The sequence below is a fragment of the Kitasatospora sp. NPDC094015 genome (genome assembly GCF_040304075.1).
In the GTDB taxonomy this organism is placed as follows: domain Bacteria; phylum Actinomycetota; class Actinomycetes; order Streptomycetales; family Streptomycetaceae; genus Kitasatospora.
In genome coordinates, this window is the sequence record NZ_JBEOUL010000010.1 from 134,273 (window position 1) to 157,434 (window position 23,162).

Below are 23,162 nucleotides of genomic sequence, written 5' to 3' on the forward strand. Positions count from 1 at the left end.
GCCGCACCCTCGGCCGAGGGGCGGTCAGCGGCGGCGGCCGCGGCGGGTCTTCAGCTCCTGGAAGCGCGGCGCGTCACCGTCGGTGACCCGCTGCCAGGCCCGGCGGTGGAGCGCGGCGGCGGGTTCGACCGGCACGCCGACGCCGAGCGGGGAGTTCTTGTCGCCGACCAGGTCGAGCATCGGGAGCTTCCAGGTCTCCACCGGCAGGAGCGGGGTGCGCAGCTCGGTCCAGCCACCGGGCAGGAACAGCGAGCGGCCGGCCCGGCTGCGACTGGCCTCGATCACCAGGTCGGTGGCGGCCAGTTCGGCCCGCGCGGCCTTGAGGCGGGCGGGCCGCCAGCCCGTCCAGCGGGCGGTGTTGCGGTCGGTCGGGTCGGGCATCGCCAGCAGCATCAGGTAGAGCGCGGCGGCGTCCGCCCCGAGGCCGTGCCGTTCGGCGGCGGCCTCGACCAGGTCGGGCACCGAGCGGGACGGGTCCTGCGGCCACCAGGTGCCGTCCGGGCCGCGCTCGCCGGCCGCCGGCTCCCCCGGGTCGGCGAGCAGCGCCTCGAAGCGAGGGTCGCGGGCCACCTGCAGCGCGGCCTCGGCGGGGAACGGCTGCTGGTCGTCCAGGCGCAGCGCGGGCAGGTACGGGTCCTCGCCGGCCGCGTCCAGCAGGGCCGTCCGGATGCCGGGGGCGGGCTGGCTGTCGTAGGTGGCCATGATGACGGCGCCGTACCGCTCGTAGCCCTCGCCGACCTCGGTCGGGGCGCCGGCCGCCTTGCGGAAGTCCGGCAGGCTGACGTACCGGCCGAGGTCGAGCATCAGCTCCGGGTTGGCCAGCCGGGCCCGGACGGCGGCCAGGGCGCGCGGCAGGCCGGCGCGCAGCGGGTCGCCGGCGGGCAGCCGGTGGGCGAGCCAGGCGGTGGCGGCGACGGCGCCGACCAGGGTCTTCGCGGTGAAGCCGGTGGCGCCGTGCTCGACCGGCACCACCCGGTCGCCCTTGACGTGCCAGGCGAGGTCGCGTTCGAGTTCCGGCGAGGCGGCCGGGTCGAGCACGGCGGGCAGCGCGTGGGTGGGCGCCCACTCGCCGCGCAGCGCCCGGACCGCCTCGGCGAGCAGCGCCTCGGGGACGGGGACCCGGCGGCCGACGTGCTGGTTCCAGAGCTCGGCGGCGGTCGCCACGTCGGGGCCCTCGGTCCACAGCCGGGCCGGGTCGGCGGGCAGCAGGGCGCCGACCAGGGCCCGCCGCACCTCGGAACTCAGGCCGCGCAGCTCGTCCTTGGCGACCGCGGCGTCCGCGACCTTGAGGCCGAGCAGGGCGCGCACCTGCGGGTCGAGGAAGTTCCGCTCGTAGGAGTCGACCTGCGGCAGTCCGGCCACCACCAGGGCGGCCAGGGTCGGGGTGACGCCGGTGAGGCGGGCGAACTCCTCGGCCGCCGCCGGGTGCCAGGGCGCGGGGCCCCGGGCGGCGAGCTCGGTGAGCAGGGCGGCCACCCGGTCGTCCGCCGGGGCGCCGGGGAGCGGCTCGGCGGAGCGCCGGGTGTAGGGCGCCGGCACCGCGAAGCGGCCGGCCGGGTCGTGCAGCAGCACGGTGGACTCCACGTCCCCGTCGTCGAGGCGGCCGGAGTCGACGAAGGCGAGGAACGCCCCGCCGTCCTGCGGGAGCAGCCGGTCCTCGTACAGCTCGCGCGGGGTGCCGTCGGCGGCGAGCAGCCGGCTGCCGGCCACGTGGACCCGCAGGAGGCGCCAGCGGTCGGCGCCGGCGGCGGTGGTGAGGCCGAGCGGCGCCAGGCCCTGAGCCAGGGCGTGCAGGCTGTCGCGGCTCTCCGGGGTGGTGGTGGCGACGGCGGCGCGGAAGGCCGCGACGGCGCCCACCGCCAGCAGGTCCGTCCAGGTCATCGACTCGGTGGGCAGCGGCACGGCGTCCAGGTGCAGGGCGCCGGGCCCGGCCGGCGGGTGCTCGCCGGCGGCGGCCCGGTCGAGGGCGCGCAGCTGGCGCAGGATGTCGTGGGTGGGCTCCGAGCCGTACCAGCCGCGGTGCGTGCCGACGCCGCTGAGCGCCTCGCGCAGCTGCTGGTCGGTGGGGCCGCTCAGCTCCTCCTCGGTCTCCGTGCCGGCGCCCGAGAGCTCGCGCTCCAGACGCTCGGTGACGGCCTCCAGGGCGATGTGCTGCGCGCCGGCGAACCGGGCGAGGCCGGCCACGCCCGCCACCAGCGCCGGGTGGCCGATCCCGGGCAGCAGCGCACCGACGGCGGCGCGCAGCTCCTCGGGGTTGCCCGCGGCCCCGGCGGCCTTGAGCAGGGCGGCCGCGGTGTCGCGGTCGATCCGGCGCAGGGCCTGCGAACCGGCCGGGTCGCGCGGCTGGAGGTTGTGCCAGTAGCGCAGCGGCGGCAGGACGAGGCTGCCCTCGGCGAAGGTGCCCGGGGCGTCGTCGGTGCGGGCCACGGCGGTGACCACGCCGTCCTGGTCGACCAGGCTGATCCGGTAGGTGTCCATGGCGACGGCCACCGGGCGGTCGCTGCCGGGGAAGAGCACCCGGCGGACCGGGGTGCTGCGGTGGGCGGGGACGGTCACGGTGTTGCCGGCGAGGTCCTCGCCGCGCTGCGAGCCGTCCGGCAGGGTGACGACCCGCCAGCCGTAGCAGCCGTCGACCGGGGTGTCGGCGGCGGTGGCGTGCCCGAGCGGGGCCGGTCGCAGCCAGGCGGGGCCGGCGGTGCTGCCGGCGGGGGCGGTGCGCAGCGCGTCGGCGAGGAAGGCGGGCCCGGCGGCGCGGCCGAGTGCGCCGGTGGCCGGGTCGTACTCGTGCCAGGTGTACGCCGGTTCGGCGTCGGCCCACACCCAGTAGGAGGTGCCGTCGCTGATCACCAGGCGCTCGGCGGGCAGGGTGGTGTCGCCCGGGTGGATGACGCCCGCGCCGGTGGTGCGGCCGCCGCGGGCCAGTGCCAGGCTGTGGTCGCGCATGGCGCCGAGCCAGGTGACCCGGGTGCCGCGCGGGCGGGTTTCCTCGGGCATGCCGAAGATCCGGTCGGCGGCGGTGTGCCAGTAGCCCTGGGCCACCGAGCCGCGCGAGCGCCAGTGGACCAGCAGCGAGCCGTCCACGTAGTGGTAGCCGGGGTCGCCGACCACCTCGGCGGGGGTGACCCGCAGGTCGTGGGTGAGGACGGTGCCCTCGGCGCCGATCACCCGGGCCTGGGTGGGGCCGGCCACCACGAGGTGCGGCCAGGCGTCCGCGACCACCAGGTCGTCGACGTCCTTGGGGGCGACCAGCTCGGCGGCGGCCTCGTCCCAGGCCGGCCAGCCGAGCTCGTCCAGCACACCGCCGCGCAGCGTGCGGGCCAGGATGTCGGCGACGTCCAGGGCGGCGGCGGCGCGGACCTGCTCCTCGGCGAGGGCCAGCACCTCGCCCGGCAGCCAGCCCAGGTCCTTGGTGGCGTCGGGCAGTTCGGGCAGGCCGGCGGCGGAGGACGCCTGTGCGACCTGGGTCATCCATTCGGCGAGCATCGGACGGCCGCCTGGCGAGGCGGCGAGCGCGCGCAGGGTGTGCAGGCCGTCGCGGTTGCCGCCGAGGCGGCCGGCGCCGCGGCGGAACGCGGCCCGGAAGCGGGGGTCGGCCTCGATCGCGGTCAGGTCGCGGCGGTCGTCGTCCTCGGCCCAGGCCTCGAGTCGCAGGCTGGCGTCGGTGCCGGGGTCGGCCACGGGTATGCCGAGGGCGAGCAGCTGGTCCAGCAGGTCGAGGTCGGCCTCGGTGACCCGTACGCCGGCGCCGGCGCCGGTGACGGCGAGTTCGGCGCGCAGCTGACCGGCGGCGGCGTCGGCCAGCCGGTAGAGGGCCGGGATCCGGGCGGGGGCGCCCCAGCGGGTGCCGCGCCAGGCGAGGAACCGCTCCAGCCAGCCGGCGGTGCCGTCGGCCGGGCGCTGCTGCGCGGGCAGCGAGGCGTCGCTCAGCCCGGTGGTGGCGCCGCACTCCTCCAGCATCTCCAGCCACAGGCCGGGCATGTCCCGGTCGTCGGTGGTGGGCATCAGGTCGAGCAGCACGCCGCGGATCGCGGGGTCGGCGGTGGCGAGCGCGGTCAGCGCCTTGCGGTGGCCCTTCCACCAGCCGGCGGCGGCGCGCAGGGTGGCCGGCCGGCCGAGCAGCTCGGCCAGGTACTCGCCCTCGGCGGCGTCCGGGTCGGCGCCGGCGGCCCGGGCCAGCTTGCGCAGGTCGGTGGCCATCTGCGCGGACGGCTGCAGGCCGCCCGCGGTGCGGCGCACGCACAGGGTGCGGAACCGGCGGAACGCCTCCTCGGCCGGCACCCGGGCGGCGAGCTCCTTGGCGTAGCCGGACAGCACCTTGACGGGCAGTGCGCCGGCCAGCGCGAACTCCAGGAAGACCGCGTCCAGCCGGGTCTCGTCGAGCGGCAGGCCGTGCTCGGCCTCGGCCTTGCGGGCCCGGGTGAACATCTGCGCCGCGTAGGTCGCGTTCTCCACCGCGAGGAAGACCCGGCCGGCCTGCTCGTAGAAGGTGGGCAGGAAGTGCGGCACCGAGGCGGCCAGCCGGCCGGCGATCTCGTGGTAGGCGTCCAGCGCGGCCTTGGGCTTGGACTTGGCCTGGACGGCGACCCGGTCCAGCTCGGGGACGACCGCCAGCGCGTGGTGCCCGTCGGCCGGGTGGTGGACCAGCACCCACTCCGGGAAGCCGAGGGCCTGGCGCAGCCCGAGGCCGACCTCGACCGGCCCGGCGTCCGGGCCCTGCGCGGGGAGCAGGCCGAGGAATCCGGCGGCCAGGTCCTCGGCCGGGCCGAGCTCGCCGGCGACCAGTCGCACCACGATCCGGCCGTCCAGGCCCGGGTGGTGGTAGCTGCGGGCGGTGAGCGGGACCGCCCGCTCGCCCGCACCGGTGGTGCCGGGCGGCAGCACCGCGCCGGCCAGCAGCAGTTCCTCGGCCCGGGCCTCGGTCATCGTCGTCTCCGTCACCGCGTCACTTCCGTCCGTCGTCCCCGCCGTACCCGCCGTCCCTGCCGTCGTGCTCATGCGTCCTTGCCTTCCTCGACCGTGCGGCCGGCGTGCAGCGCCGCGGCCATCCGCATGCCCTCGGACCAGGCGACCGGGCCGACCTCGGCCAGCGGCAGTGCGCGGCCGTCGAGGTCGTGCCAGCTGAGCCCGCCGGTCTCCGAGTCGCCGTCCCAGTACGGCTCGCCGATCCAGACGTTGGCCTCGACGGTGCGGCCGCCGTCGCGCACCCGGCAGGTGGCGTAGCCGCCGGAGACGCGGTAACCGAGGCCGGTGGCGCGGGCGGCCAGGCCGAACCGGGAGGCGAACCGGCCGCCGGCGAAGTCCCGTACCTCGACGGCGTTGGCCGCCAGGTCGGCCGGCTTGTGCCAGGTGGCCCGGTCGATCTGGTCGACGCCCTGGACGATGCCGAGTTCGGCAGCGAACTCGCGCAGGTCGGCGAGGTCGGGCAGCAGGACGGGGTGGGGCAGGGTCACCGTGGTGGGCGAGATGCGCACCGTCTCGCCGTCCAGGTCGACCAGCCGCAGCTCGCCCGCGGCGGTGGCGTCCCGCAGGAAGCCGACCTCGTCGGGGTCGTCGCCGACCACGGCGAGGTCGCGGAGCGCGGCCTGCCACGCCTCGTCCGGCCAGACCCGGGCGAGCAGCCCGGTCGGGATGGGCAGCGAGGACACCATCCAGTTGTCCACCTGGGCGACGCAGGAGGCCGCGTGCCGCTCCAGCCATTCGGCGAACTTGCGCAGCCGGTCGGTCTCGGGGTGCTCCCGGACCGCCTTCGGCAGCGTCTTCAGCTGCTTACCGGCGGCCCGGCCCGCGGTCGACCTCGCCGTCACCCGCCCCTCCACCAAGGCGATTTCGTAACCTTCGCCCGCTGCCAGCCAGCCCATCGGATCCCCACCTCTTGCTCTTGCCGTCGCACGTGCCGTGATCAGGAATGTCCGCAGGACGGGGGGTTTGCCGACACCCTCGTCGTCGCGGTGATCGGAACGCTAGCGGCACCCTCGGACAACTCACCCCCGAGGGGTCGATTCCTCCTCAGCGCGGAGGAATCGGGTGCTGGTCGGTGCTTCGGCCGAACGGGCCCTGCGCACACGGACGGTGGGGCCGTCCGGCGGCCGGCCCCGGCTCAGGCCAGGTCGAGCAGTTGCTCGTGGAATCCGCCGAAGCCGCGCCGGCGGTCGACCAGGTGCAGTTCCAGGATCCAGTGGCAGGCCCGGCCGGCCCGGTCGGTGCGCCGCAGCGGGGTGGTGTTCTCCGGCGTCAGGTAGGACTCGGCGCGGGCGCCGTCGTTGGTCTCGTGCGGGAACTCCCCGACCAAGTGGCCGGCGTGCCAGGCTCCGAGGTCCCAGCCGCCTTCGGCCGCCAGGCGTTCGACGTGGGCGTGCAGCTGCCGGCCGGTGATGCCGGGGTCGGCGGCGAACGCGGCCCGGCCGGCGTCGAAGATCCGCGGCAGCTCGTGCAGCAGGCGGTGCTTGTCGGGGTCGTCGCCGAAGACGTAGGTGCGGCCGAAGTCCGCCTCGTACTCCTCGAAGATCGGGCCGAAGTCGGCGAAGGCGATGTCGTCGGCGCCGATGATCCGGTCCGGCGGGTTCTCCCGGTACGGGTACAGGGTGTTGGGGCCGGACCGGATGATCCGCTTGTGCCAGTGCCGGGTGGTGCCGAACATCTCGTCGGCGAGGTCGCGGATCCGGTCGCTCGCCTGCCGTTCGCCGACCCCGGGCTCGACCAGGCCGCGCCGTTCGACCTCGGCGAACAGGGCGACGGCCTTCTCCTGGGCCGCCACCAGCGCCTCGGCCCGCCGGGCCTCCAGCTCCTGGGACGTCTCGACTGCCATGCGCGATCGGGCCTCTCTCCGGTGTGGTGGGGCCACCCGCCGCGGGCCGTGGCGGACCGGCCGGGACGGAGCCGCGCGGACGGCGACGCCGGTGGCCGCCCCGGTCGGCCGGGGCCCGCCACCATCCTGCACATGCGAGGGGAAATAGCCAATCCTGGTGGCATCTGCGGCGGAGTCCGGCCTCGACCCCGGGACGGCCCCCGACGACGGGGAGGTGGGCCCGGGCCGCACGGCCGGACCGCAGGGTGGCCTCCGGGCCCGTGACGGTGATCCAGGTCGGGCGATGGCCGGGCAAGGCGTCGGGGTGCCCTTCGAGCAGCCGGCCGAACCGGTCGAACCGGGCCTGCGGCAGCGGCAACGTGCCGCAGGAGAAGAGGTGGTGCTCGGAACGATCGCCCGTCGGACGCCTCCGGGGATCGCCGACGCGGGCGCGGAGCGCCCGATCCGACGAACGCACGACGGCCGGCCGAACACGTCTTCGACGATGGCGCACTGCCGCCCGCCGGATCGGGGAGCCGCCGGAATCTCCGTGCCCGAATCCAGCCCGATCGAGATTGTGCCGTGATGGGAACGAAATTTCGATCCCGGGTCCTTCGTTCCCGCCCCGCCGGACAATTCCGGCGGCCCGGACGGTGAGCATCCGCCGGCGCAGCCGTGAACGGCGCCTGCCGTGCGCCGGAGCACTACGCCTCGCGCGCCCGCCCGCCGTCCGCCGTCCACCGGTCGGGCCGGCCGGGATCACCGCTGGTCAGCGTCCCGGCGGTGGGCGGAGCCCGCCTCGGCCCGCACGACGCCGCCTTGATCATCCGGATCTGACGGGACGTCAGTCGGAGCACCCGGCGCACATATTCGCGCCAGGGCTCGTTCGCGGATCGCATACGCGCTGGTTGTGCATATCCCCGCTGAATAATCGTTTCCGCGCCGTTGCGCACGAACTCAGCGGACCCCAACACTTCGGATAGTCGCATCGCACCACGGGCTTTCCGGAGCCCGCCGGTGCAGCGTCGAGCCCCCTGCCCTCCCCCGGGCCGGTGCCGATCCCCGCCCACTGCGCCACCGCACCCGAGCACTCCCCTGCCCTGAGGAGGGATCCCGTTGGACAACCGGTACGAGGCCTACGCCTACGCCGATCCCCTGTTCTACGACTCGCCCCGGCGATGGGGCGCCCCCGACGAGTTCGCGGCCGTCGACCGGCCGCTGCCCGCCGGCTGGGAGCGCGGCGACCTGGAGATCTGGGCCGTGGTGCGGCCCGTGGGCGTGCCGCTGCCGGACCAGGGCTGGAAGATCCACGTGTCCTCCTGCCTGGCGGACGCGGAGGAGGTGCTCGAGGAGGTGTGGGCGTACTGCCTGCGGGAGCGGATCACCTTCAAGTTCCTGCGCGGCCTGCCGATCCTCCAGGTCCAGAACTCCAAGTACGCCGCCCGCGGTTCGAGCGGGAAGTTCTGCACGCTCTACCCGGTGGACGACGCGGAGCTCGAACGATGTCTCCACGGGCTCGGCCCGCTGCTGGCCGGGCGCCGGGGCCCGTACATCCTGAGCGACCTGCGCTGGGGCGACGGCCCGCTCTACCTGCGGTACGGGGGCTTCGCCGAGCGGCACTGCCGCAACGACGCCGGCGAGCGGGTGCTCGCACTGGAGGGCCCGGACGGCCGGTTGGTGCCGGACGTGCGCGGCGCCGGCTTCTCCGTCCCCTCCTGGGCACCGGTGCCGGAGGTGCTGGCCCCGGCACTGGCCGCCCGGGCCGCGCAGCAGGGCCCCGCGCTCCCCTACACCGTGGAGCGGGTGCTGCACTTCTCCAACGCCGGCGGCGTCTACCTGGCCCGCGACGGGGCGGACGGCCCTCAGCTGGTGCTGAAGGAGGCCCGGCCGCACGCCGGCCTCGACCAGCGCGGCACCGATGCCGTCACCCGGCTCGAGCAGGAGCACGCGATGCTCTCCCGGCTGGCCGGGGTGCCCGGGGTGCCCGCTGTGCACGGACTGCTGACCGCCTGGGAACACCGCTTCCTGGCCCAGGAGTTCATCGACGGGCAGTCGCTCAGCCAGTGGCTCACCGCGCGCTACCCGCTGATCCACCCCGACCCGGACGAGGCCGCGGTCGCCGACTACACCCGCGAGGCGCTCGGCATCGTCGAGCGGATCGAACGGGCGCTGGACGCCATCCACGCCCGGGGCGTGGTCTTCGGCGACCTCCACCCGCGCAACCTGATCATCCGGCCGGACGGCGAGGTCTGCTTCATCGACTTCGAACTCGCCAGCCCGACCGAGGAGTTCGTCCGCCCTGCGCTGGGCGCCGCCGGCTTCACCGCACCGTCCGGGTACACCGGCCCGCAGATCGACCGATACGGGCTGGCCGCGATCCGGCTCTGGCTCTTCCTCCCGCTGGCGCAACTCCCGGCCCTGGACGCGGGCAAGGCCCTGGAACTCGCCGACGCCGTCGAGCGGCGCTTCCCGGTGCCCCCCGGCTACACCGACGAGATCCGCCGCCTGCTCGCCCCGGCACCCGCCGACGGCCGCACCCCGCGACCCGAGCTCGGGCAGCGCCGCACCGAGGCCCGCGCCCTGCTGACCGCCGAACAGGCCGACTGGCCCGCCCTCCGGGACTCGCTCGCCGCGGGCATCGCCGCGATGGCCACCCCGCAGCGCGTCGACCGGCTCTTCCCGGGCGACGTCGCCCAGTTCACCCAGGGCGGCCTGGGCCTGGCGCACGGCGCAGCGGGCGTCCTGTACGCCCTGCACGCCACCGGCGCCCCGATCGACCCCGACCACCTGGACTGGGTGCTGCGCGCCGCCCGCAACAGCCCGCTCGGCCCTGGGCTCTACTCCGGCGGGCACGGCGTGGCCTACACCCTCGACCTGCTCGGGGAGCGCGAGGCGGCGCTCGACCTGCTGCACCGGCTGCCCGCCACCGGCGACAGCGAGCTCGGCCCGGGGCTGGCCGGCGGCGGCGCCGGCATCGCCCTGACCCTGCTGCACTTCGCCACCGCCACCGCCGACCCCCGCCTGCTGGACGAGGCGCTGGCCCTCGCCCGGGCCGCCGCCGACGAGGCCGAGAAGGCCGACCCGGACGACGCCCGCCGCAAGGCCGGGCTGCTGGCGGGCGCCTCCGGCCCCGCACTCGCCCTGGTCCGGCTGTACGAGCGGACCGGTGAGCACGCGCTGCTCGACCAGGCCGAGACCCTGCTGCAGCGCGACCTCGACCGGTGCGCCACGGTCGCGGACGGCACCCTCCAGGTGGTCGACGGCCGCCGGGTGCTGCCCTACGTCGAGACCGGCAGCGCGGGCATCGGCCTGGTGCTGAACGCCCTGCTGGCGCACCGGCCGGACAGCCCCTCGGCCGACCGGGCCGCCCCGCTGCGGCGCGCCGCGGAGCCGGAGTTCATCATCCAGCCGGGCCTGTTCAACGGACGGGCGGGCCTGCTCGGCCACCTGGCGCTGACCGCACCGCCGGACGGCACGGCCGCGGCCGCGGAGCACCACGCGCTGCTCCGCCGCCAGCGGGCGCTGCTGGCCCTGCACCAGATCACCTACCAGGGCCATCTCGCCTTCCCCGGTGACCAGTTGCTGCGGCTGTCGGCGGACCTGGCGACCGGCTCGGCCGGCGTGCTGCTCGCCCTCGGCACCGCGCTGGCCGGCACCCCCTTCCTCCCCTGGACCGGCGGAGCGGCACCCGCGCCGCCCGCCACCACCGCGGACTGAGCGGGCCGTCCGGCCCGCCTGCTCCGCCCCCGGGCGCTCCACGCGCCCCCATTGACTCCCGGCCGCCGGGCCGGGTGATGCAGGGTGATTCACCCTCGAAGAGAAGGAGACAGTCATGGCGATCCTCGACCTCCAGACGATGGAGCTGCCCGAGACCGAGGCGGCCCCGATCGACGACACCCTCGCCAGCACCAGCTCGCTGAGCGTCCTCAACTGCGGCACCAGCACGGTCAGCACGCTCGTCTGCCTCTGACCCGCACCGCCGTCCGGTAGGACGGGCAGTACCGCGCAGCCGGCCGGGCCTTCAGTACGGGCCCGGCCGGCCACCGGGCCGGAGCAGCAGACCCTGCCGCTCCGGCCCGGTCCGTCGCTCGGCCCCCGCCCGCAGGCAGTACGCCCGCCGGAGCAGCACGCCCACCCCGCATCACCAGAGAGGCTCCCCGTGGCCGACCAGCCTCCCCGCACCGCGGACAGCGCGCCCGACCCCGTGCGGCTGCGCCGTGAACTGACCGCCGAACCGGGCCGGCTCGCCTGCGCCCTCCTCTTCGCGCTGGCCGCCACCGGCGCCGCGCTCGCGCTCCCGCTGCTCGTCCGGGAGATCGTCACCGACTTCTCGGAGCACCGTCCGCTCGGCCCCGCCGTGCTGCTGATGTGCGCGGCGGCCGTGGGCGGCGCCCTCGAACAGGCCGTCTCCGGCTTCCTGCTGGCCAGGATCGGCGAGCGGATGACCTACCGGCTGCGGATCCGGATCATGGAGCACGCGCTGCGGCTGCCGCTCGCCACCGTCCGCACCCAGGGCACCGGCGATCTGGCCGCCCGGATCACCTCGGACGCGCTGCTGCTCCGGCAGGTCGTCGAGGTCGCCACCCAGCTGCCGTTGGCCGCCCTGACCGTGGCCGCGACGCTGGGGGTGATGGTGTGGATCGACTGGGTGCTGACCCTGGTCACGGTGGGTTCACTGGCCGTGCTCACCGTGCTGGTGCTGCTGATCCTGCGCCGGCTGAAGGCCAACGTGAGCGGCCAGCAGACCGCCGTCGGGCAGATCGCCCAGCGCTTCACCGCCAACCTGGAGGCGCTCACCACGATCAAGGCGTACCGGGCCGAGCCGGTGGCCGCCCGGGCGCTCGCGCAGGACGCGGAGCGGCTGCGGGTGGTGTCGCTGGAGGGAGCCAGGCTCGGCGCGCTGATCCCGGCGGTGCTGGCGCTGGGCAACCAGTTCGCGATGATCGCCGTGATCCTCACCGGCGGCGCCCGGCTGGCTGCGGGCCAGCTCGACGTGGCGGCCTTCGCGGCCTTCCTGCTCTACCTGCTCCAGACCATCCCCTCGGTCAGCACCCTGGCGACCGGCTTCGGCCGCCTCCAGGCGGGGCTGGCCGCCCGCGACCGCTGCAACGAACTGCTCGCGCTCGCCCCGGAGACCGGGCCCGAGGACGCCGACCGGGCCGCCCCCGCCCCGCTGCCGGACGCCCCCTCGGTGGTCTTCGACGCCGTCTCCTACACCCACGCCGGCGCGGGCGACGCGGCGCTGCGCGGCATCTCCTTCACCACCGCGCGCACCGGGCTGACCGCCGTGGTCGGCCCCTCGGGCGCCGGCAAGAGCACCGCGCTCTCGCTGATCGACCGGTTCATCCGGCCCTCCGGGGGGTCGATCACCGTCCTCGGCCACGACACCCGGCACTGGCCGCTGCACGCCCTGCGGGCCCGGATCGCGTACGTCGACCAGGCCTTCACCCTGCTGGAGGCCACCGCCCGGGAGAACCTCCAGCTCGGCCGCACCGACCCGGCCGGTGACCACGAGCTGGCGGCCGCGCTGGAAGCTGTCGGGCTGACCGAGGACATCGCCCGGCTGCCGCACGGCCTGGACACCCCGCTGGGCCGCGAGTCGGACCTCTCCGGCGGCCAGCGCCAGCGGATGGCGCTGGCACGGGCGCTGCTCTCGGATGCCGACATCGTCCTGCTGGACGAACCGACCAGCCAGCTGGACGGCCTCAACGAGCAGCGCTTCCGCGCCGTGGTCGAGGAGCTGGCGGCGACCCGGGCCGTGATCGTGGTGGCCCACCGGCTGTCCACCGTCCAGCACGCGGGCCACGTGATCATGATGAGCGAGGGCTCGGTGCTGGACGCCGGCGACCACCCGACCCTGCTGGAGCGCTGCACCCCCTACCGGGAGCTGGTCGCCAGCCAGGCGGCGCCGGCCCGCTGACCGCGCCCGACCCCGCCGCCCGACGCCGCGCCGACCGGGCCCCGGTGTGCGAGGTTGGACCGGGGGCGGGAACCCAGTGTCGGGAGAGGAGAGCAGCATGTCGTCGAAGCGTCGCCGGAAGAAGAAGACCCGCCGGAACAACAAGGCCAACCACGGCAAGCGGCCGCAGTCCTGAGCGGAGCACCGCGAAGCCGTACCGCCGCCCGGGGCGCAGCCGCCCCGGGCGGCGTCGTGCCGTCCGGAGGGCGTTGAGGGGTGCCGGGGGGTGCCGGGGGGTGCAGGAGGGGGCGCGGGGGTTCCTGGGCGCGCGGGGGGTGTGCGGTGTGTGCCGCCGAGGGCGCTCTGCGTGGTATCGCGGGGCCCTGGGCGGGGGTGCGCGGTGAGGGTGCTCACACGGCCCCGGAGGCCTACGACGGGGCGTAGTTGATCGTCCCGCGCCGAGCGGCGCAGCGGCGGTCCGGCCGGGCGTGTCATCCGGGCCCGGAGGGCGAGGAGGCGGGGCGGAACGGGGTTCCGGGGCGTAACACCGCGAAAAATTGTCCGAAATGCCCGTTTTTAGAAGGTTTGGATTGCCTCCGGAGCCGCTCGGGGCGATCTTCGCATCGGGTCGAAATCCGATGTTTACTACGACCGGGCGTCGTAACAGGGGGTCTTGGCGAGCGCCGGACACCCCGCTAACAATGGCGTAGTCGTCAGACGCCGCAGCAACCTGTCTCGCTGCGACGCCCGTTCAGGCCCTCGCTCCATGAGGTGCCCGCGCCCCGTCCCGACCCCCCGGCCACATCGGCCGGCGATCGTGGCGGACGGGAGCGCAGCCAACCGATTGAGGCTTTCTCCACATGCGAATCTTCTCCACCCGTCTGCGTACCTCGGCCGCCGTACTCGTCTCCGCCGCCGGTATCGCCGCGCTCGGCACCGCCGTCGCCCCCGCGATGGCCTCCGCCGCCACCCCGGCCACCTCGGCGCAGGCCCTGGCCGCGCAGATCGTCCCGGCCGACCAGCTGGCCTCGTTCAACCAGATCGTCTCGCACGAGAGCAGCTGGAACGTCACCGCCACCAACGCCTCCTCCGGCGCGTACGGCCTGGTCCAGGCCCTGCCCGGCTCCAAGATGGCCTCGGCCGGCGCCGACTGGAAGACCAACCCCGCCACCCAGATCAAGTGGGGTCTGAACTACATGAACGAGCGCTACGGCAGCCCGAACGGCGCCTGGGCGTTCTGGCAGACCCACCACTGGTACTGATCGAACCCGCCGGGCCTCCCAGCGCAGCCGTGACCACGGCGCCGCGGGGAGCCCCTGGGGCCGAGCCGCAGGGCCCGGTGCGCACTCCCGCGCACCGGGCCCTGCGGCGTTCCCGCCGATCTACCCTGTCTGCATGCCTACGCACGCGCTGCCCGGCGGCCCCGGGCCCCTGACCGCCGGCCTGGACGAGGTCGCCCGCCTGCTGGACGGCGGCGGGGTCGCCGTGCTGAGCGGCGCCGGCCTCTCCACCGAGTCCGGCATCCCCGACTACCGCGGCGTCACCGGCAGCCTGCGCCGCCGCACGCCGATGACCTACCAGGAGTTCGTCGCCGACGAGGAGGGCCGCCGCCGGTACTGGGCGCGCAGCCACGTCGGCTGGCGGACGATCGCCGAGGCCCGCCCCAACGCCGGCCACCGGGCCGTCGAGCAGCTGCGCCGCGCCGGCCGGGTGTCGGCGGTGATCACCCAGAACGTCGACGGCCTGCACCGCGCGGCCGGCACCCTGGACGCCGTCGAACTGCACGGCGGCCTGGACCGGGTGGTGTGCCTCGGCTGCGGGCGCACCAGCCCGCGCGAGGAGCTGGACCGCCGGCTGCACGCCATGAACGGCGCCTTCCGGGAGCCGGACGCGGCGACCAACGCGGACGGCGACGCCGAGCTGCCCGCCGAGCTGGTGGGCGCCTTCCGGATCGCCCCGTGCGAGGCCTGCGGGTCGGTGCTCAAACCGGACGTGGTCTTCTTCGGCGAGACCGTGCCCAGGCCCCGGGTGCAGCGGTGCTTCGACCTGGTGGACGCGGCCCGGGCGCTGCTGGTGCTCGGCTCCTCGCTGACGGTGATGTCGGGCCTGCGCTTCGTGCACCACGCGGCGCGCGCCGGCAAGCCCGTCGCCATCGTCAACCAGGGCACGACCCGCGGCGACGGGTACGCCGTCGCCACCGTCGCGCTCCCGCTGGGCGAGGCCCTCACCACCCTGGCCGACCGTCTCGGCACGCCCTGACCGGCGCCACCGACCGACCGCCGCTACACGGCCCGGCGGTAGAACCAGACGCCGAGCGGCGCGAAGACCGCCACGATCCCGGCGTCCCAGGCGAGCGCCTGCCAGACCGCGCTGGTCGCCGGCCCGCCGAGGACGAGCACCCGGACCGCCTCCGCCGTCCGGGAGACCGGCTGGTGGTTGGCGAACCCCTGCAGCCAGCCCGGCATGGTCGAGACCGGGACGAACGCCGCCGAGGCGAACACCAGCGGCGCGAGCACCGGGAACGAGGCGGCCTGCGCGGTCTCCGGATCGCCCACCGCCAATCCGACCACCGCGAAGATCCACGACATCGCGAAGCCGAACGCCAGCACCAGCAGCACCCCGCCCAGGAAGGCGGGCACCCCCGCGTGGATCCGGAAGCCCAGCAGGAAGCCGACCCCCGTCATCAGCGCCACCACGAAGACGTTGCGGGCGAGGTCCGCCATGGTCCGCCCGGACAGCACCGCGGAGCGGGCCATCGGCAGCGAGCGGAACCGCTCCATCAACCCGGTCTGCATGTCCGTCGCCAGCCCGATCGCCGTGTTCATCGCGCCGAAGACGGCGGTCTGCACGAAGATCCCGGGGATCAGGAAGTCGACGTAGGTGACCCCGGGCGGCAGCGCGGGGCCGACCACGCCGCCGAAGACGTAGCGGAACATCAGCACGAAGACCAGCGGCTGGATGGTGGAGAACACCAGCAGCCGGGGCACCCGCCGCAGCGCGATCAGGTTGCGCCAGGCCACCGCGAGGCCGTCCCGGACGGGCGCGGTGATCCGGGCGCCGAGCCGGCCGGCGTCGGCCCCGCTCACGGGGTGCCTCCCTCGGGCGCGGCTCCGGGATTCCGGCCGCCCTCCGCGCGGTGTCCGGTCAGCGCCAGGAACACGTCGTCGAGGCTGGACTCGCGGACGGTGACCGTACGCGGCACCAGCCCGGCCGCCTCCAGCGCGTGCAGGACCTCGATCAGCAGCGCGGATCCGTCCCGGGCGGCCAGCCGGAGCAGCGCGCCCTCGCGCTCCGGGGGCTCGGGCAGCCGGCCGGCCAGGACGGCGGCGGCCTGCTGCGCCCGGGACTCGTCGCCCATGCCCAGCTCGATCACGGTGTTCCCCAGCGTGGTCTTGAGGGCGGCCGGGGTGTCGTCGGCGATGATCCGGCCCTCGTTCACCACCACCACCCGGGCGGCCAGCCGGTCCGCCTCCTCCAGGTACTGGGTGGTGAGCAGCACGGTGGTGCCGTCGCCCACCAGCTCGCGGATCAGCTCCCACAGCGCGGTGCGGCTCTGCGGGTCGAGGCCGGTGGTCGGCTCGTCCAGGAAGAGCACCGGCGGGTCCGGGACGAGGGCCGCCCCGACGTCGAGCCGGCGCCGCATGCCGCCGGAGTAGGTGCGCGCCGGCCGGTCGGCCGCCGCCTCCAGGTCGAAGCGTCGCAGCAGCTCGGCCGCGCGCGGCCGGATCCGGGCGGCGGGCAGCTGGGTGAGCCGGCCGATCAGCCGAAGGTTCTCCCGGCCGGTGAGGTTCGGGTCCACCGCCGCGTACTGGCCGGCCAGGCCGATCAGGCCCCGTACGGTGCGGGCCTCGTGGACCACGTCGTGCCCGAGGACGGCGGCCCGGCCGCCGCTCGGCCGCAGGATCGTGGTCAGGATCCGGATCGCGGTGGTCTTGCCCGCGCCGTTCGGTCCGAGCAGACCGAAGATCGTCCCGGCCCGGACCTCGAAGTCCACCCCGTCCAGGGCGGTCACCGGACCGTAGCGCTTGGTGAGGCGCTCGACGCTGATGGCGGCCTGTGCCATCGCTCCTCCCTCGCCGGGGTGACGGATCGCGCCGGGTCCGCCGGTCGGGCCGCGGCTGCCTCCATCGTCCCCCCGGGTCCGCCCCCGCGCGCCCCCGGCGCGGCGGCCCGCCGGACCCCTCGCCGCCGTCCCAGCCAGCGGGATACCCGCCGGTTGGGGTTCGCACGGCGCGGATGCGCGGCTAGGGTCCTGCGCCAAGGGCAGGCGCCTCCACCGGGCCGGCCCGGGCCGACCGCCGCAGCGCGCACCCCTTCCGTCCGCGGAAGCGCTCCGGCCTCCGGCGGCGGGCCCTACCCGGGCCCGCCGACCCGGTGTCCCTGCCAGGCCCTCTCCTACGGATCTTGCCGGGCGCACGATGCTCCCGCCGCCTCCGTCCGGGAGGGACCCCCGGCATCCGGCTCCGCATGGACGCACCGCCGAAACGCCCAGGTGCACCCGGCACGAGGACGTTCCGTCGGCACGCCCGGCCGCGCGCTGATCCGACAAGATCCAAAAGCCAAGGCCTCAGCCGCTGCGAGGTCATCCGATCCGGTGACCCACCCCGGCCTCCGCCGGTCCGGGCGCGCGCCCGGCGCGCGCCGTTCGCGGCCCCGGCGCCGGCCCCGCACCTCCCGCCCCCCGCACAACGCGGCCGGGGAAGACGGTTTCTGACGGCAGGTCGGACTTGCTATCGTGCCGGGAATCAACCGGTTCGCCGCCCCCGCGGCCGGGCCGGACGGGGATTCCCAGGGGGACACATCGTGCAGGATCCGTCGCAGCCGCCCGCCCAGCCGCCGCATCCGCCGGCCACCCAGGCGGGGCCGCCGCAGCCGGCCACCGCCGGACCCTCCCAGGCCAAGCTGTGGGGCACCGCGGCCGCCGTGGTGAGCGCCGTCGCCGGTGTGGCCAGTGCCTTCGCCGCCATTTTCGGCGGCTCCTCCTCCACCGGGTCGGCCCCGCCGCCGCCCAGCTCGGTCACCGCGCCGGCGCAGCCCGTGCAGAGCTCCACCGACAAGCCCTCGACGCCGGCCCCGGTCGACTCGAAGACCACCGGGACGGGCTCCGGCTCCGGCGCCGGCTCGGTCCGCTGGACGGGGCACGTGCTCTTCGGGCAGGAAGGCGTCGACCTGGATCAGGTCCCGCCCCGGGTCGGCGTCCCGGGCACCTTCGGCCTGCGGCCCTCGGTCGGGCGCGAGGGCTCCAGCTCGCTCCAGGTCAAGGGCACCGTCGCGGTGTGGAGCGGCGCCGAGGCACCGACCGCCCAGGGGTGCAAGGAACTGCTGGCCACCCAGGCGACCGGCGCGGCCGTCGTGGGGGTGAACGACCGGGTGTGCCTCGTCCAGGAGCACTCGCCGATCGCCGTGCTGGAGGTGACCGCGACCCACTACGACGCGGGCTCCTACGGCCAGCTCGAGGGCACGCTGACGACCTGGAACCTGCGCCTCGACGGCTGATTCACGGGGTGTCGCCCGCCCAGTCCCAGCGCCGCGGGTCACCGGGGCGGGGCGCGTAGTGCGCCCGGCCGCCGGGCCCGTGCGCGCCGATCTCGGTGGGCAGCGCGGCGCCCAGGGCGAGCCGGTCGCCGTGCCAGCCGGTGACGTCCAGCAGGAGGCCGTCCAGCGGCCCGGCCACCAGCTCGCGGTAACTGCGGCCCGGCTTGGGCCCCGGGTCCGGGTCCTCGTGGTCGGCGCCGTACACCCGGCCCCGCATCAGCGCATCGTCCATGCCCGGCAGCATGCCACCCGCCACCGACAGCGGCGCGGGGCCACGGCGGGAGCGTCCGCTCGTACGCCGGTGGCCCGACCGGCCGTCACCGCCCCGGGTGGTCCTGGCCGATCGCGGCGCGCAGCCGGCTGAGCACCGCGGCGGTGGCCTCCCGGGTGACGGCGTCCGACTGCTCGCCGAGCCGGTCGTCCAGCAGCTCCGCGGCGGCGGAGATGACCGCGGCCGGGAGCGTGACGTTGCGCAGCCCGAGCATCTGCGCGGCCGCGCGCTGCCCGGCGGTGGCGCTGTCCTGGGCGGGGACGCGGGCGGCGATGCCACGGGGAGGCTGGTGGACGGTGGTCATCGGGTCATCCCTCCGGGGACGGCTGCGCCGCTCTGGTCGGCGGCGGTCGGGCTTCGACACGGGGCGGGACCGGCGAGCGGGGTGCCCGGGTCCGGTCGCCCCCCGTTCAACCGGCGCCGGGCCGCCTCGGAAACGGCATCCGCCCGGCTTTCCCACTTCAGGACTACCCCCGGCGAGTCGAGCCCGGCCCGGCGGCCGGAGTCTGCATGCGGCCCGGGCACGGCTGCGCCGGCCGGTCCCGACGCCGGCCGGCGCACGCCCCCGGGGCTCAGGCCCCTACTGGCTACCCGCGCGCTCCGCCGCGAGCTCGTCCGCGCTGCGGCGCAGCCGGGCCAGCCGGTAGGACGAGTCGGCGAGCCCGGCCGCGACCGCGTCGTGGGCCCGCTCGAGGTCGCCGCCGAGCAGCTCGTCCGTGATGACCAGCCGGATGAGTTCCCGGACGTCGGCGCGGTGCAGGTGCTCCTGCACCGCGGCCATCCCGGCTCCGGCGAGGACCTGCCGGCACTCCTCGATCAGCGGCGCCAGCCAGTGCAGGCGCAGCTCGTGGTCGGTGCGGCCGCCGAAGGTGGGGGCGAGCGCCACGGCCAGCCGGGCCGGCAGCTCCTCGCCGGCTTCGGCCAGGTCGGGGTAGTCCTTGCGGAACTCGTCCCAGTCGACCTCGAGTTCGGCGAGCCCGGCGGGCAGCAACGGCCAGGCGGCCCAGATCTCGGCGGAGCTGCAGAACGCCGCGCGGAGCAGCTCGTAGGAGAGTTCGGCGGAGGAGGCCAGCAGGACGGCGTCGTACAGGTCCTTGCCCTGCGGGTGGTTGTCCGTCACCAGCCAGAGCAGCTTCCAGGCGAGCGACAGCTCCGGCGTGGCGGCGAGCAGCGTGCCGGTGACGCCCGGGAGTTCGGCCGGGCGCGGCTCGGCCGGGAGGTGCTCGGTGAAGACGAAGTCCAGCTGGACGGTGCCGCCGGGCAGGCCGGGCGCGCTCCAGGGCAGCACCAGGCGGCGGCCCGGCACCCGGCTGTAGGTCCAGATCTCGTCCGAGAGGGCCTGGTCGGCGTGGAGCCGGACCGGGCCGGACAGCCGCTCGGCGGCGGCCGCGATCTCGTCCAGCATCCGCCCGGTGCGCTCGTCCTCCAGCTGCCAGTCCTCGGGGCGGACCACGAAGTCGAGGTCGCCGGGCTCCCGGGCTGCCTCGCCGTACCAGGCGCGCAGCAGGACGGACCCGCGCAGCACCAGGTGGTCCGCCCAGCCGGATCCGGCGACCGCGGAGAGCACGGTGGCGAGCGCCTCCCGGCGGGCGGCCAGCCAGCGCGGGGCGAGCTCCGGGTCGGCGAAGGCGGGCTCGCTCGGCCGCAGGGCGCGGGCGTAGCTCGCCAGGGCGGGGTCGAAGACCGGCTGCTGGGTGACGCCCGCGTCGTCGATCGGGGCCAGGCTGCGCGGCAGGTCGAGCTCCTCGCGGACCTCCTCGCCGGGCGCCCGGCGGGGCAGCACCACCTGCTCCCAGGGGCCGTAGTCGAAGCCGTCCCAGTCGGCGGCCGGGTCGGCGGTGTGGTCGGGCGTGTCGGTGGTCATCGGGAGGTCCCCTCCGGGTGGTGGTGTGCGTGCTGGCGGTGGGTGCTTCGGTCGTCGATCCAGCCGGCGTCCAGGGCCTCGTCGCTGTCCAGCGCCACGAACTCCCGCTCCACCGAGGCGATCCGGCGGCCGTCGGCGCGCAGGTCGGCGAGCAGGGCGTCCAGCCGGCGGCCCGCCTCGGGCAGGCCGACCAGGCGGCAGCGCTGGGTGACGAAGTGCTCCCGGTCGCCGTCGGCCCGGGTGCGGCGGGCGTTGCGCGAGAGGTGGGCGCCGTGTCGGACGGCCAGGCGGGCAAGGCCCTCGGTCCGTTCGGCGGGGCCCAGCAGGAGCTTGACGTGGTGTTCGAAGTACCGCTCGGGACCGAGCGCGGCGGCCTCGGCCGCGGTCTGCGGCACCCCTTCGGCCCACGGGACGGATTCGATCTTCACCCGCAGGACGGGGAACCCCGCGCCGGCCATCCGCCGCGCGGTGCCGGCGGTGACGGCGGCCACCTCGGCGTACGCGCCGGAGCCGCGCAGGGTGAGCATGGGCTGCGAGACGGCGGCCGTGCCGCGGTCCAGCAGGATGTGGGTGAACTTCAGACCGTGGCCGGCCGCCCAGCCGGCCAGTGCGTCGGCGTGCTCCGCCCCCACGGTGAGGTGGACCTCGAAGTCGCCGCGCAGCGCGATCGCCGGCGGGTGGTCGAGCGCGCGGGCGAGGCCGGCGTCGAGCTCGGCCCCGGGGCCGGGTCGATGGTCGGGATCGGGCGCCCCGGCGCCGTCCGCGCCGGGTCGGTGGTCGACGGCGTGGCGGCCCAGGTCAGGGCGGGTGGCGAGCATGCCCCGCATGATGCCAGGCGGCACCGACAGCGCCGCGGCGAGGGCGGGCGGCCGAACTCCCGCCGTCGGACCTCTTGACGGCCCCCGCCCCGGCTGTCACGGTTCGATCTGCTCACAGTTGCTCAATTCTGCTTGGTTCCAGCATTTTTCGAGCATCATTCCTCACCTCCCCCCGTTCGGAGCATCCATGAGATGGCATCAGCGACTGGTCGGGCTCGGGTCCGCCGCCGTCCTCGCCGCAGCCGGCCTCGCGGCCACCACCGCCGGGCCGGCCGCCGCCGACACCGTCGCGGCGAACAGCAGCACCCCGGTCGGCGACCGGCCGATGATGGGCTTCAACAACTGGGCGCGCTTCGCCTGCACGCCGCAGACCCGGCTCGACGGCACCAGCGCCGGGTACTCCTTCCAGCAGTTCATGCAGGACCAGGCGAAGGCCATGAAGGACACCGGGCTGGTGGCGGCCGGCTACACCAACCTCACCGTCGACGACTGCTGGATGCAGCGGACCAGCGCCGGCTACCTGCACGGCGCCGCCACCTGGAGCGGCAGCTCCCAGCCGGGCTTCGACCGGGAGTTGACCGACTACGCGGCCTACGTCCACGGCCTGGGCATGCAGGTCGGCCTCTACAGCACCTCCGGGGTGAACACCTGCCAGGGCGTGCCCGGCGGGGTCATGGGCCACGAGCAGGCGGACGCCACCTCGCTGGCGTACTGGGGGGTCGACTCGCTCAAGCTGGACAACTGCGGCACCACCGGCGCCAACCGGCAGCAGGAGTTCACCACCACCGCGAACGCGCTCGGCACGGCGACCGCGAGCAACCCGCGCAAGATCCTCTTCAACGAGTCGGCGCCGGCCGGTGCCGGGCCCGCGAGCGCCGACAAGTACCGGACGATGGACTGGGTTCGCGGCCTCGGCCAGATGTGGCGGGTCAGCCCCGACATCGCCGTCCGGCACTCCCCCGCCACCTCCGCCTGGGACTGGCCGCACGGCGGCGACTACTACGAGGGCGGCGTGCTGCAGAACTTCGCCGACACCGTCGCGCTCGCCCGCTACAACGGCTCCGGCAACCACAACGACGCCGACATGCTGCTGATCGGCGACAACGGACAGCTCACCCTCGCCGAGCAGCGCAGCCAGTTCGCCCTCTGGTCGGCGATGGGCTCGCCGCTGATGCTCAGCACCGACGTCCGGAAGCTGGCCGCCGATCCGGTCGGGTACGCGCCGCAGCTGGCCGTGCTGAAGAACACCGACATCATCGCCGTCGACCAGGACACCACCGCCGGCGGCTACCTGGCCTCCCGGCAGGGCGCCGCCAACGGCAGCGGCGTCGACGTGGTGGTCAAGCCGCTGGCCGGCGGCGCCCGCGCGGTGGTGGTCCTCAACCGCAACGCCACCGCCACCTCGTACACCCTGGACCTGGCCCGGGTGGGCTTCACCGACCCCGGCTGCACCCGCACCGCCCGCGACCTGTGGACGCACACCAGCTCCCCGGTGCAGGGCTCGATCACCACCACCGTCGGCGCCCACGACAACGCCATGTACACCATCGGCGGCGGCAGTTGCGCCGCCGCGCTGCCGGTCGGCCAGATCCAGGCCGCCCAACCCGCCTTCCAGGCCGCCGCGTTCTGCCTGGACGCCTACCGGGGTGCGACCGACGGCGCCACCGTCGGCCTCTACAGCTGCACCGGCAACGGCAACCAGCAGTGGCGCCGGCTGCCCGACGGCCGGATCGCCTCGCTGGCCGACCCGGCGCTGTGCGTCGCCGGCCGGACCACCGGCCTGAAGCTGGCCGGCTGCAACGCCACCGACCCGCAACAGCTCTGGAGCTACGACCGGGCCGGCCGGCTCAAGGCCGACGGACGGTGCGCGGACATCGCCGGCGGCGCCCTGGACGACCCGAACGCCCTGGTCGCCACCTACCCGTGCGGCAGCTACCAGCCGAACCAGACCTGGAGCGCCCCCTTCAGCACCCCGCCCACCCCCTGATCCA

At 75.7% G+C, this 23,162-nt stretch carries 18 protein-coding genes; 9 read left to right on the plus strand and 9 right to left on the minus strand.

Annotation, left to right across the window (positions count from 1 at the left end; all coding sequences use genetic code 11):
* Positions 1 to 24: 24 nt before the first annotated feature.
* The 3 genes from ABT014_RS15520 to ABT014_RS15530 all read right to left on the minus strand — a co-directional run bounded on the left by ABT014_RS15520 (position 25) and on the right by ABT014_RS15530 (position 6,805).
* Complete coding sequence (locus tag ABT014_RS15520; RefSeq protein ID WP_350639342.1) at positions 25 to 4,923, minus strand: DNA-binding protein; 4,899 nt, start codon at positions 4,921 to 4,923, stop codon at positions 25 to 27.
* Positions 4,924 to 4,991: 68 nt separating this feature from the next.
* Positions 4,992 to 5,858, minus strand: coding sequence for a DUF4132 domain-containing protein (locus ABT014_RS15525; RefSeq protein ID WP_350639256.1), 867 nt, complete (start codon positions 5,856 to 5,858; stop codon positions 4,992 to 4,994).
* Positions 5,859 to 6,097: 239 nt separating this feature from the next.
* Entirely contained in the window at positions 6,098 to 6,805 is a 708-nt protein-coding gene (locus ABT014_RS15530; RefSeq protein WP_350639257.1) for a M24 family metallopeptidase, read from the minus strand.
* A 304-nt stretch (positions 6,806 to 7,109) separates the two neighbouring features.
* Here ABT014_RS15530 and ABT014_RS15535 point away from each other — a divergent pair, with 304 nt between their 5' ends.
* The 7 genes from ABT014_RS15535 (at position 7,110) to ABT014_RS15560 (ending at position 14,942) form a co-directional block, all read left to right on the plus strand.
* The gene (locus ABT014_RS15535; protein ID WP_350639258.1) at positions 7,110 to 7,370 is read left to right on the plus strand and encodes a hypothetical protein; all 261 of its coding nucleotides are present in this window, start codon (positions 7,110 to 7,112) and stop codon (positions 7,368 to 7,370) included.
* Between the two features lie 530 nt (positions 7,371 to 7,900).
* Positions 7,901 to 10,501 (plus strand): class III lanthionine synthetase LanKC, encoded by a 2,601-nt coding sequence (gene lanKC, locus ABT014_RS15540; protein WP_350639259.1) that lies wholly within the window; start codon positions 7,901 to 7,903, stop codon positions 10,499 to 10,501.
* A gap of 115 nt (positions 10,502 to 10,616) precedes the next feature.
* Positions 10,617 to 10,754, plus strand: a complete 138-nt coding sequence (locus tag ABT014_RS15545; protein ID WP_350639260.1) for a SapB/AmfS family lanthipeptide — start codon at positions 10,617 to 10,619, stop codon at positions 10,752 to 10,754.
* Between the two features lie 189 nt (positions 10,755 to 10,943).
* The gene (locus ABT014_RS15550) at positions 10,944 to 12,704 is read left to right on the plus strand and encodes an ABC transporter ATP-binding protein (RefSeq protein ID WP_350639261.1); all 1,761 of its coding nucleotides are present in this window, start codon (positions 10,944 to 10,946) and stop codon (positions 12,702 to 12,704) included.
* 97 nt (positions 12,705 to 12,801) lie between these two features.
* Positions 12,802 to 12,879: a 50S ribosomal protein bL37 gene (locus ABT014_RS34585; protein WP_452216473.1), complete on the plus strand. Its 78-nt coding sequence runs from the start codon at positions 12,802 to 12,804 to the stop codon at positions 12,877 to 12,879.
* Between the two features lie 664 nt (positions 12,880 to 13,543).
* Positions 13,544 to 13,945 carry an aggregation-promoting factor C-terminal-like domain-containing protein gene (locus tag ABT014_RS15555; RefSeq protein ID WP_350639262.1) on the plus strand — a complete coding sequence of 134 codons (402 nt, stop codon included), beginning with the start codon at positions 13,544 to 13,546 and terminating at the stop codon, positions 13,943 to 13,945.
* Between the two features lie 133 nt (positions 13,946 to 14,078).
* On the plus strand, positions 14,079 to 14,942 hold the full coding sequence (locus ABT014_RS15560; protein ID WP_350639263.1) for an NAD-dependent protein deacetylase: 864 nt from the start codon (positions 14,079 to 14,081) through the stop codon (positions 14,940 to 14,942).
* 23 nt (positions 14,943 to 14,965) lie between these two features.
* Here the strand turns inward: ABT014_RS15560 and ABT014_RS15565 are convergent, their stop codons facing one another.
* Both ABT014_RS15565 and ABT014_RS15570 read right to left on the minus strand, forming a co-directional pair.
* Positions 14,966 to 15,769 (minus strand): ABC transporter permease, encoded by an 804-nt coding sequence (locus ABT014_RS15565; RefSeq protein WP_350639264.1) that lies wholly within the window; start codon positions 15,767 to 15,769, stop codon positions 14,966 to 14,968.
* Positions 15,766 to 16,746 (minus strand): ATP-binding cassette domain-containing protein, encoded by a 981-nt coding sequence (locus ABT014_RS15570; protein ID WP_350639265.1) that lies wholly within the window; start codon positions 16,744 to 16,746, stop codon positions 15,766 to 15,768. Before ABT014_RS15570 ends, ABT014_RS15565 begins: the two co-directional genes overlap by 4 nt.
* Positions 16,747 to 17,486: 740 nt before the next feature.
* Between ABT014_RS15570 and ABT014_RS15575 the strand changes: the two genes are divergently transcribed.
* The gene (locus tag ABT014_RS15575) at positions 17,487 to 18,179 is read left to right on the plus strand and encodes a hypothetical protein (protein ID WP_350639266.1); all 693 of its coding nucleotides are present in this window, start codon (positions 17,487 to 17,489) and stop codon (positions 18,177 to 18,179) included.
* A 1-nt stretch (position 18,180) separates the two neighbouring features.
* On the opposite strand, the gene ABT014_RS15580 is transcribed toward ABT014_RS15575, so the two are convergent.
* The 4 genes from ABT014_RS15580 to ABT014_RS15595 form a co-directional block, all read right to left on the minus strand.
* Complete coding sequence (locus tag ABT014_RS15580; protein WP_350639267.1) at positions 18,181 to 18,450, minus strand: hypothetical protein; 270 nt, start codon at positions 18,448 to 18,450, stop codon at positions 18,181 to 18,183.
* Positions 18,451 to 18,535: 85 nt separating this feature from the next.
* Positions 18,536 to 18,793, minus strand: coding sequence for a hypothetical protein (locus tag ABT014_RS15585; RefSeq protein WP_350639268.1), 258 nt, complete (start codon positions 18,791 to 18,793; stop codon positions 18,536 to 18,538).
* A 276-nt stretch (positions 18,794 to 19,069) separates the two neighbouring features.
* Positions 19,070 to 20,353 (minus strand): nucleotidyl transferase AbiEii/AbiGii toxin family protein, encoded by a 1,284-nt coding sequence (locus tag ABT014_RS15590; RefSeq protein WP_350639269.1) that lies wholly within the window; start codon positions 20,351 to 20,353, stop codon positions 19,070 to 19,072.
* Positions 20,350 to 21,171 carry a hypothetical protein gene (locus tag ABT014_RS15595; protein WP_350639270.1) on the minus strand — a complete coding sequence of 274 codons (822 nt, stop codon included), beginning with the start codon at positions 21,169 to 21,171 and terminating at the stop codon, positions 20,350 to 20,352. The genes ABT014_RS15590 and ABT014_RS15595 overlap by 4 nt, the downstream gene beginning before the upstream one ends.
* A gap of 187 nt (positions 21,172 to 21,358) precedes the next feature.
* Between ABT014_RS15595 and ABT014_RS15600 the strand changes: the two genes are divergently transcribed.
* Complete coding sequence (locus tag ABT014_RS15600; RefSeq protein ID WP_350639271.1) at positions 21,359 to 23,158, plus strand: ricin-type beta-trefoil lectin domain protein; 1,800 nt, start codon at positions 21,359 to 21,361, stop codon at positions 23,156 to 23,158.
* Positions 23,159 to 23,162: the final 4 nt, after the last annotated feature.

Bases quoted from the DNA above. Each gene is read 5' to 3' on its own strand.
- ABT014_RS15520 (WP_350639342.1), bottom strand. From the start codon at position 4,923: ATGACCGAGGCCCGGGCCGAGGAACTGCTGCTGGCCGGCGCGGTGCTG.
- ABT014_RS15525 (WP_350639256.1), bottom strand. From the start codon at position 5,858: ATGGGCTGGCTGGCAGCGGGCGAAGGTTACGAAATCGCCTTGGTGGAG.
- ABT014_RS15530 (WP_350639257.1), bottom strand. From the start codon at position 6,805: ATGGCAGTCGAGACGTCCCAGGAGCTGGAGGCCCGGCGGGCCGAGGCG.
- ABT014_RS15545 (WP_350639260.1), top strand. From the start codon at position 10,617: ATGGCGATCCTCGACCTCCAGACGATGGAGCTGCCCGAGACCGAGGCG.
- ABT014_RS34585 (WP_452216473.1), top strand. From the start codon at position 12,802: ATGTCGTCGAAGCGTCGCCGGAAGAAGAAGACCCGCCGGAACAACAAG.
- ABT014_RS15555 (WP_350639262.1), top strand. From the start codon at position 13,544: ATGCGAATCTTCTCCACCCGTCTGCGTACCTCGGCCGCCGTACTCGTC.
- ABT014_RS15560 (WP_350639263.1), top strand. From the start codon at position 14,079: ATGCCTACGCACGCGCTGCCCGGCGGCCCCGGGCCCCTGACCGCCGGC.
- ABT014_RS15570 (WP_350639265.1), bottom strand. From the start codon at position 16,746: ATGGCACAGGCCGCCATCAGCGTCGAGCGCCTCACCAAGCGCTACGGT.
- ABT014_RS15580 (WP_350639267.1), bottom strand. From the start codon at position 18,450: ATGGACGATGCGCTGATGCGGGGCCGGGTGTACGGCGCCGACCACGAG.
- ABT014_RS15585 (WP_350639268.1), bottom strand. From the start codon at position 18,793: ATGACCACCGTCCACCAGCCTCCCCGTGGCATCGCCGCCCGCGTCCCC.
- ABT014_RS15590 (WP_350639269.1), bottom strand. From the start codon at position 20,353: ATGACCACCGACACGCCCGACCACACCGCCGACCCGGCCGCCGACTGG.
- ABT014_RS15595 (WP_350639270.1), bottom strand. From the start codon at position 21,171: ATGCTCGCCACCCGCCCTGACCTGGGCCGCCACGCCGTCGACCACCGA.
- ABT014_RS15600 (WP_350639271.1), top strand. From the start codon at position 21,359: ATGAGATGGCATCAGCGACTGGTCGGGCTCGGGTCCGCCGCCGTCCTC.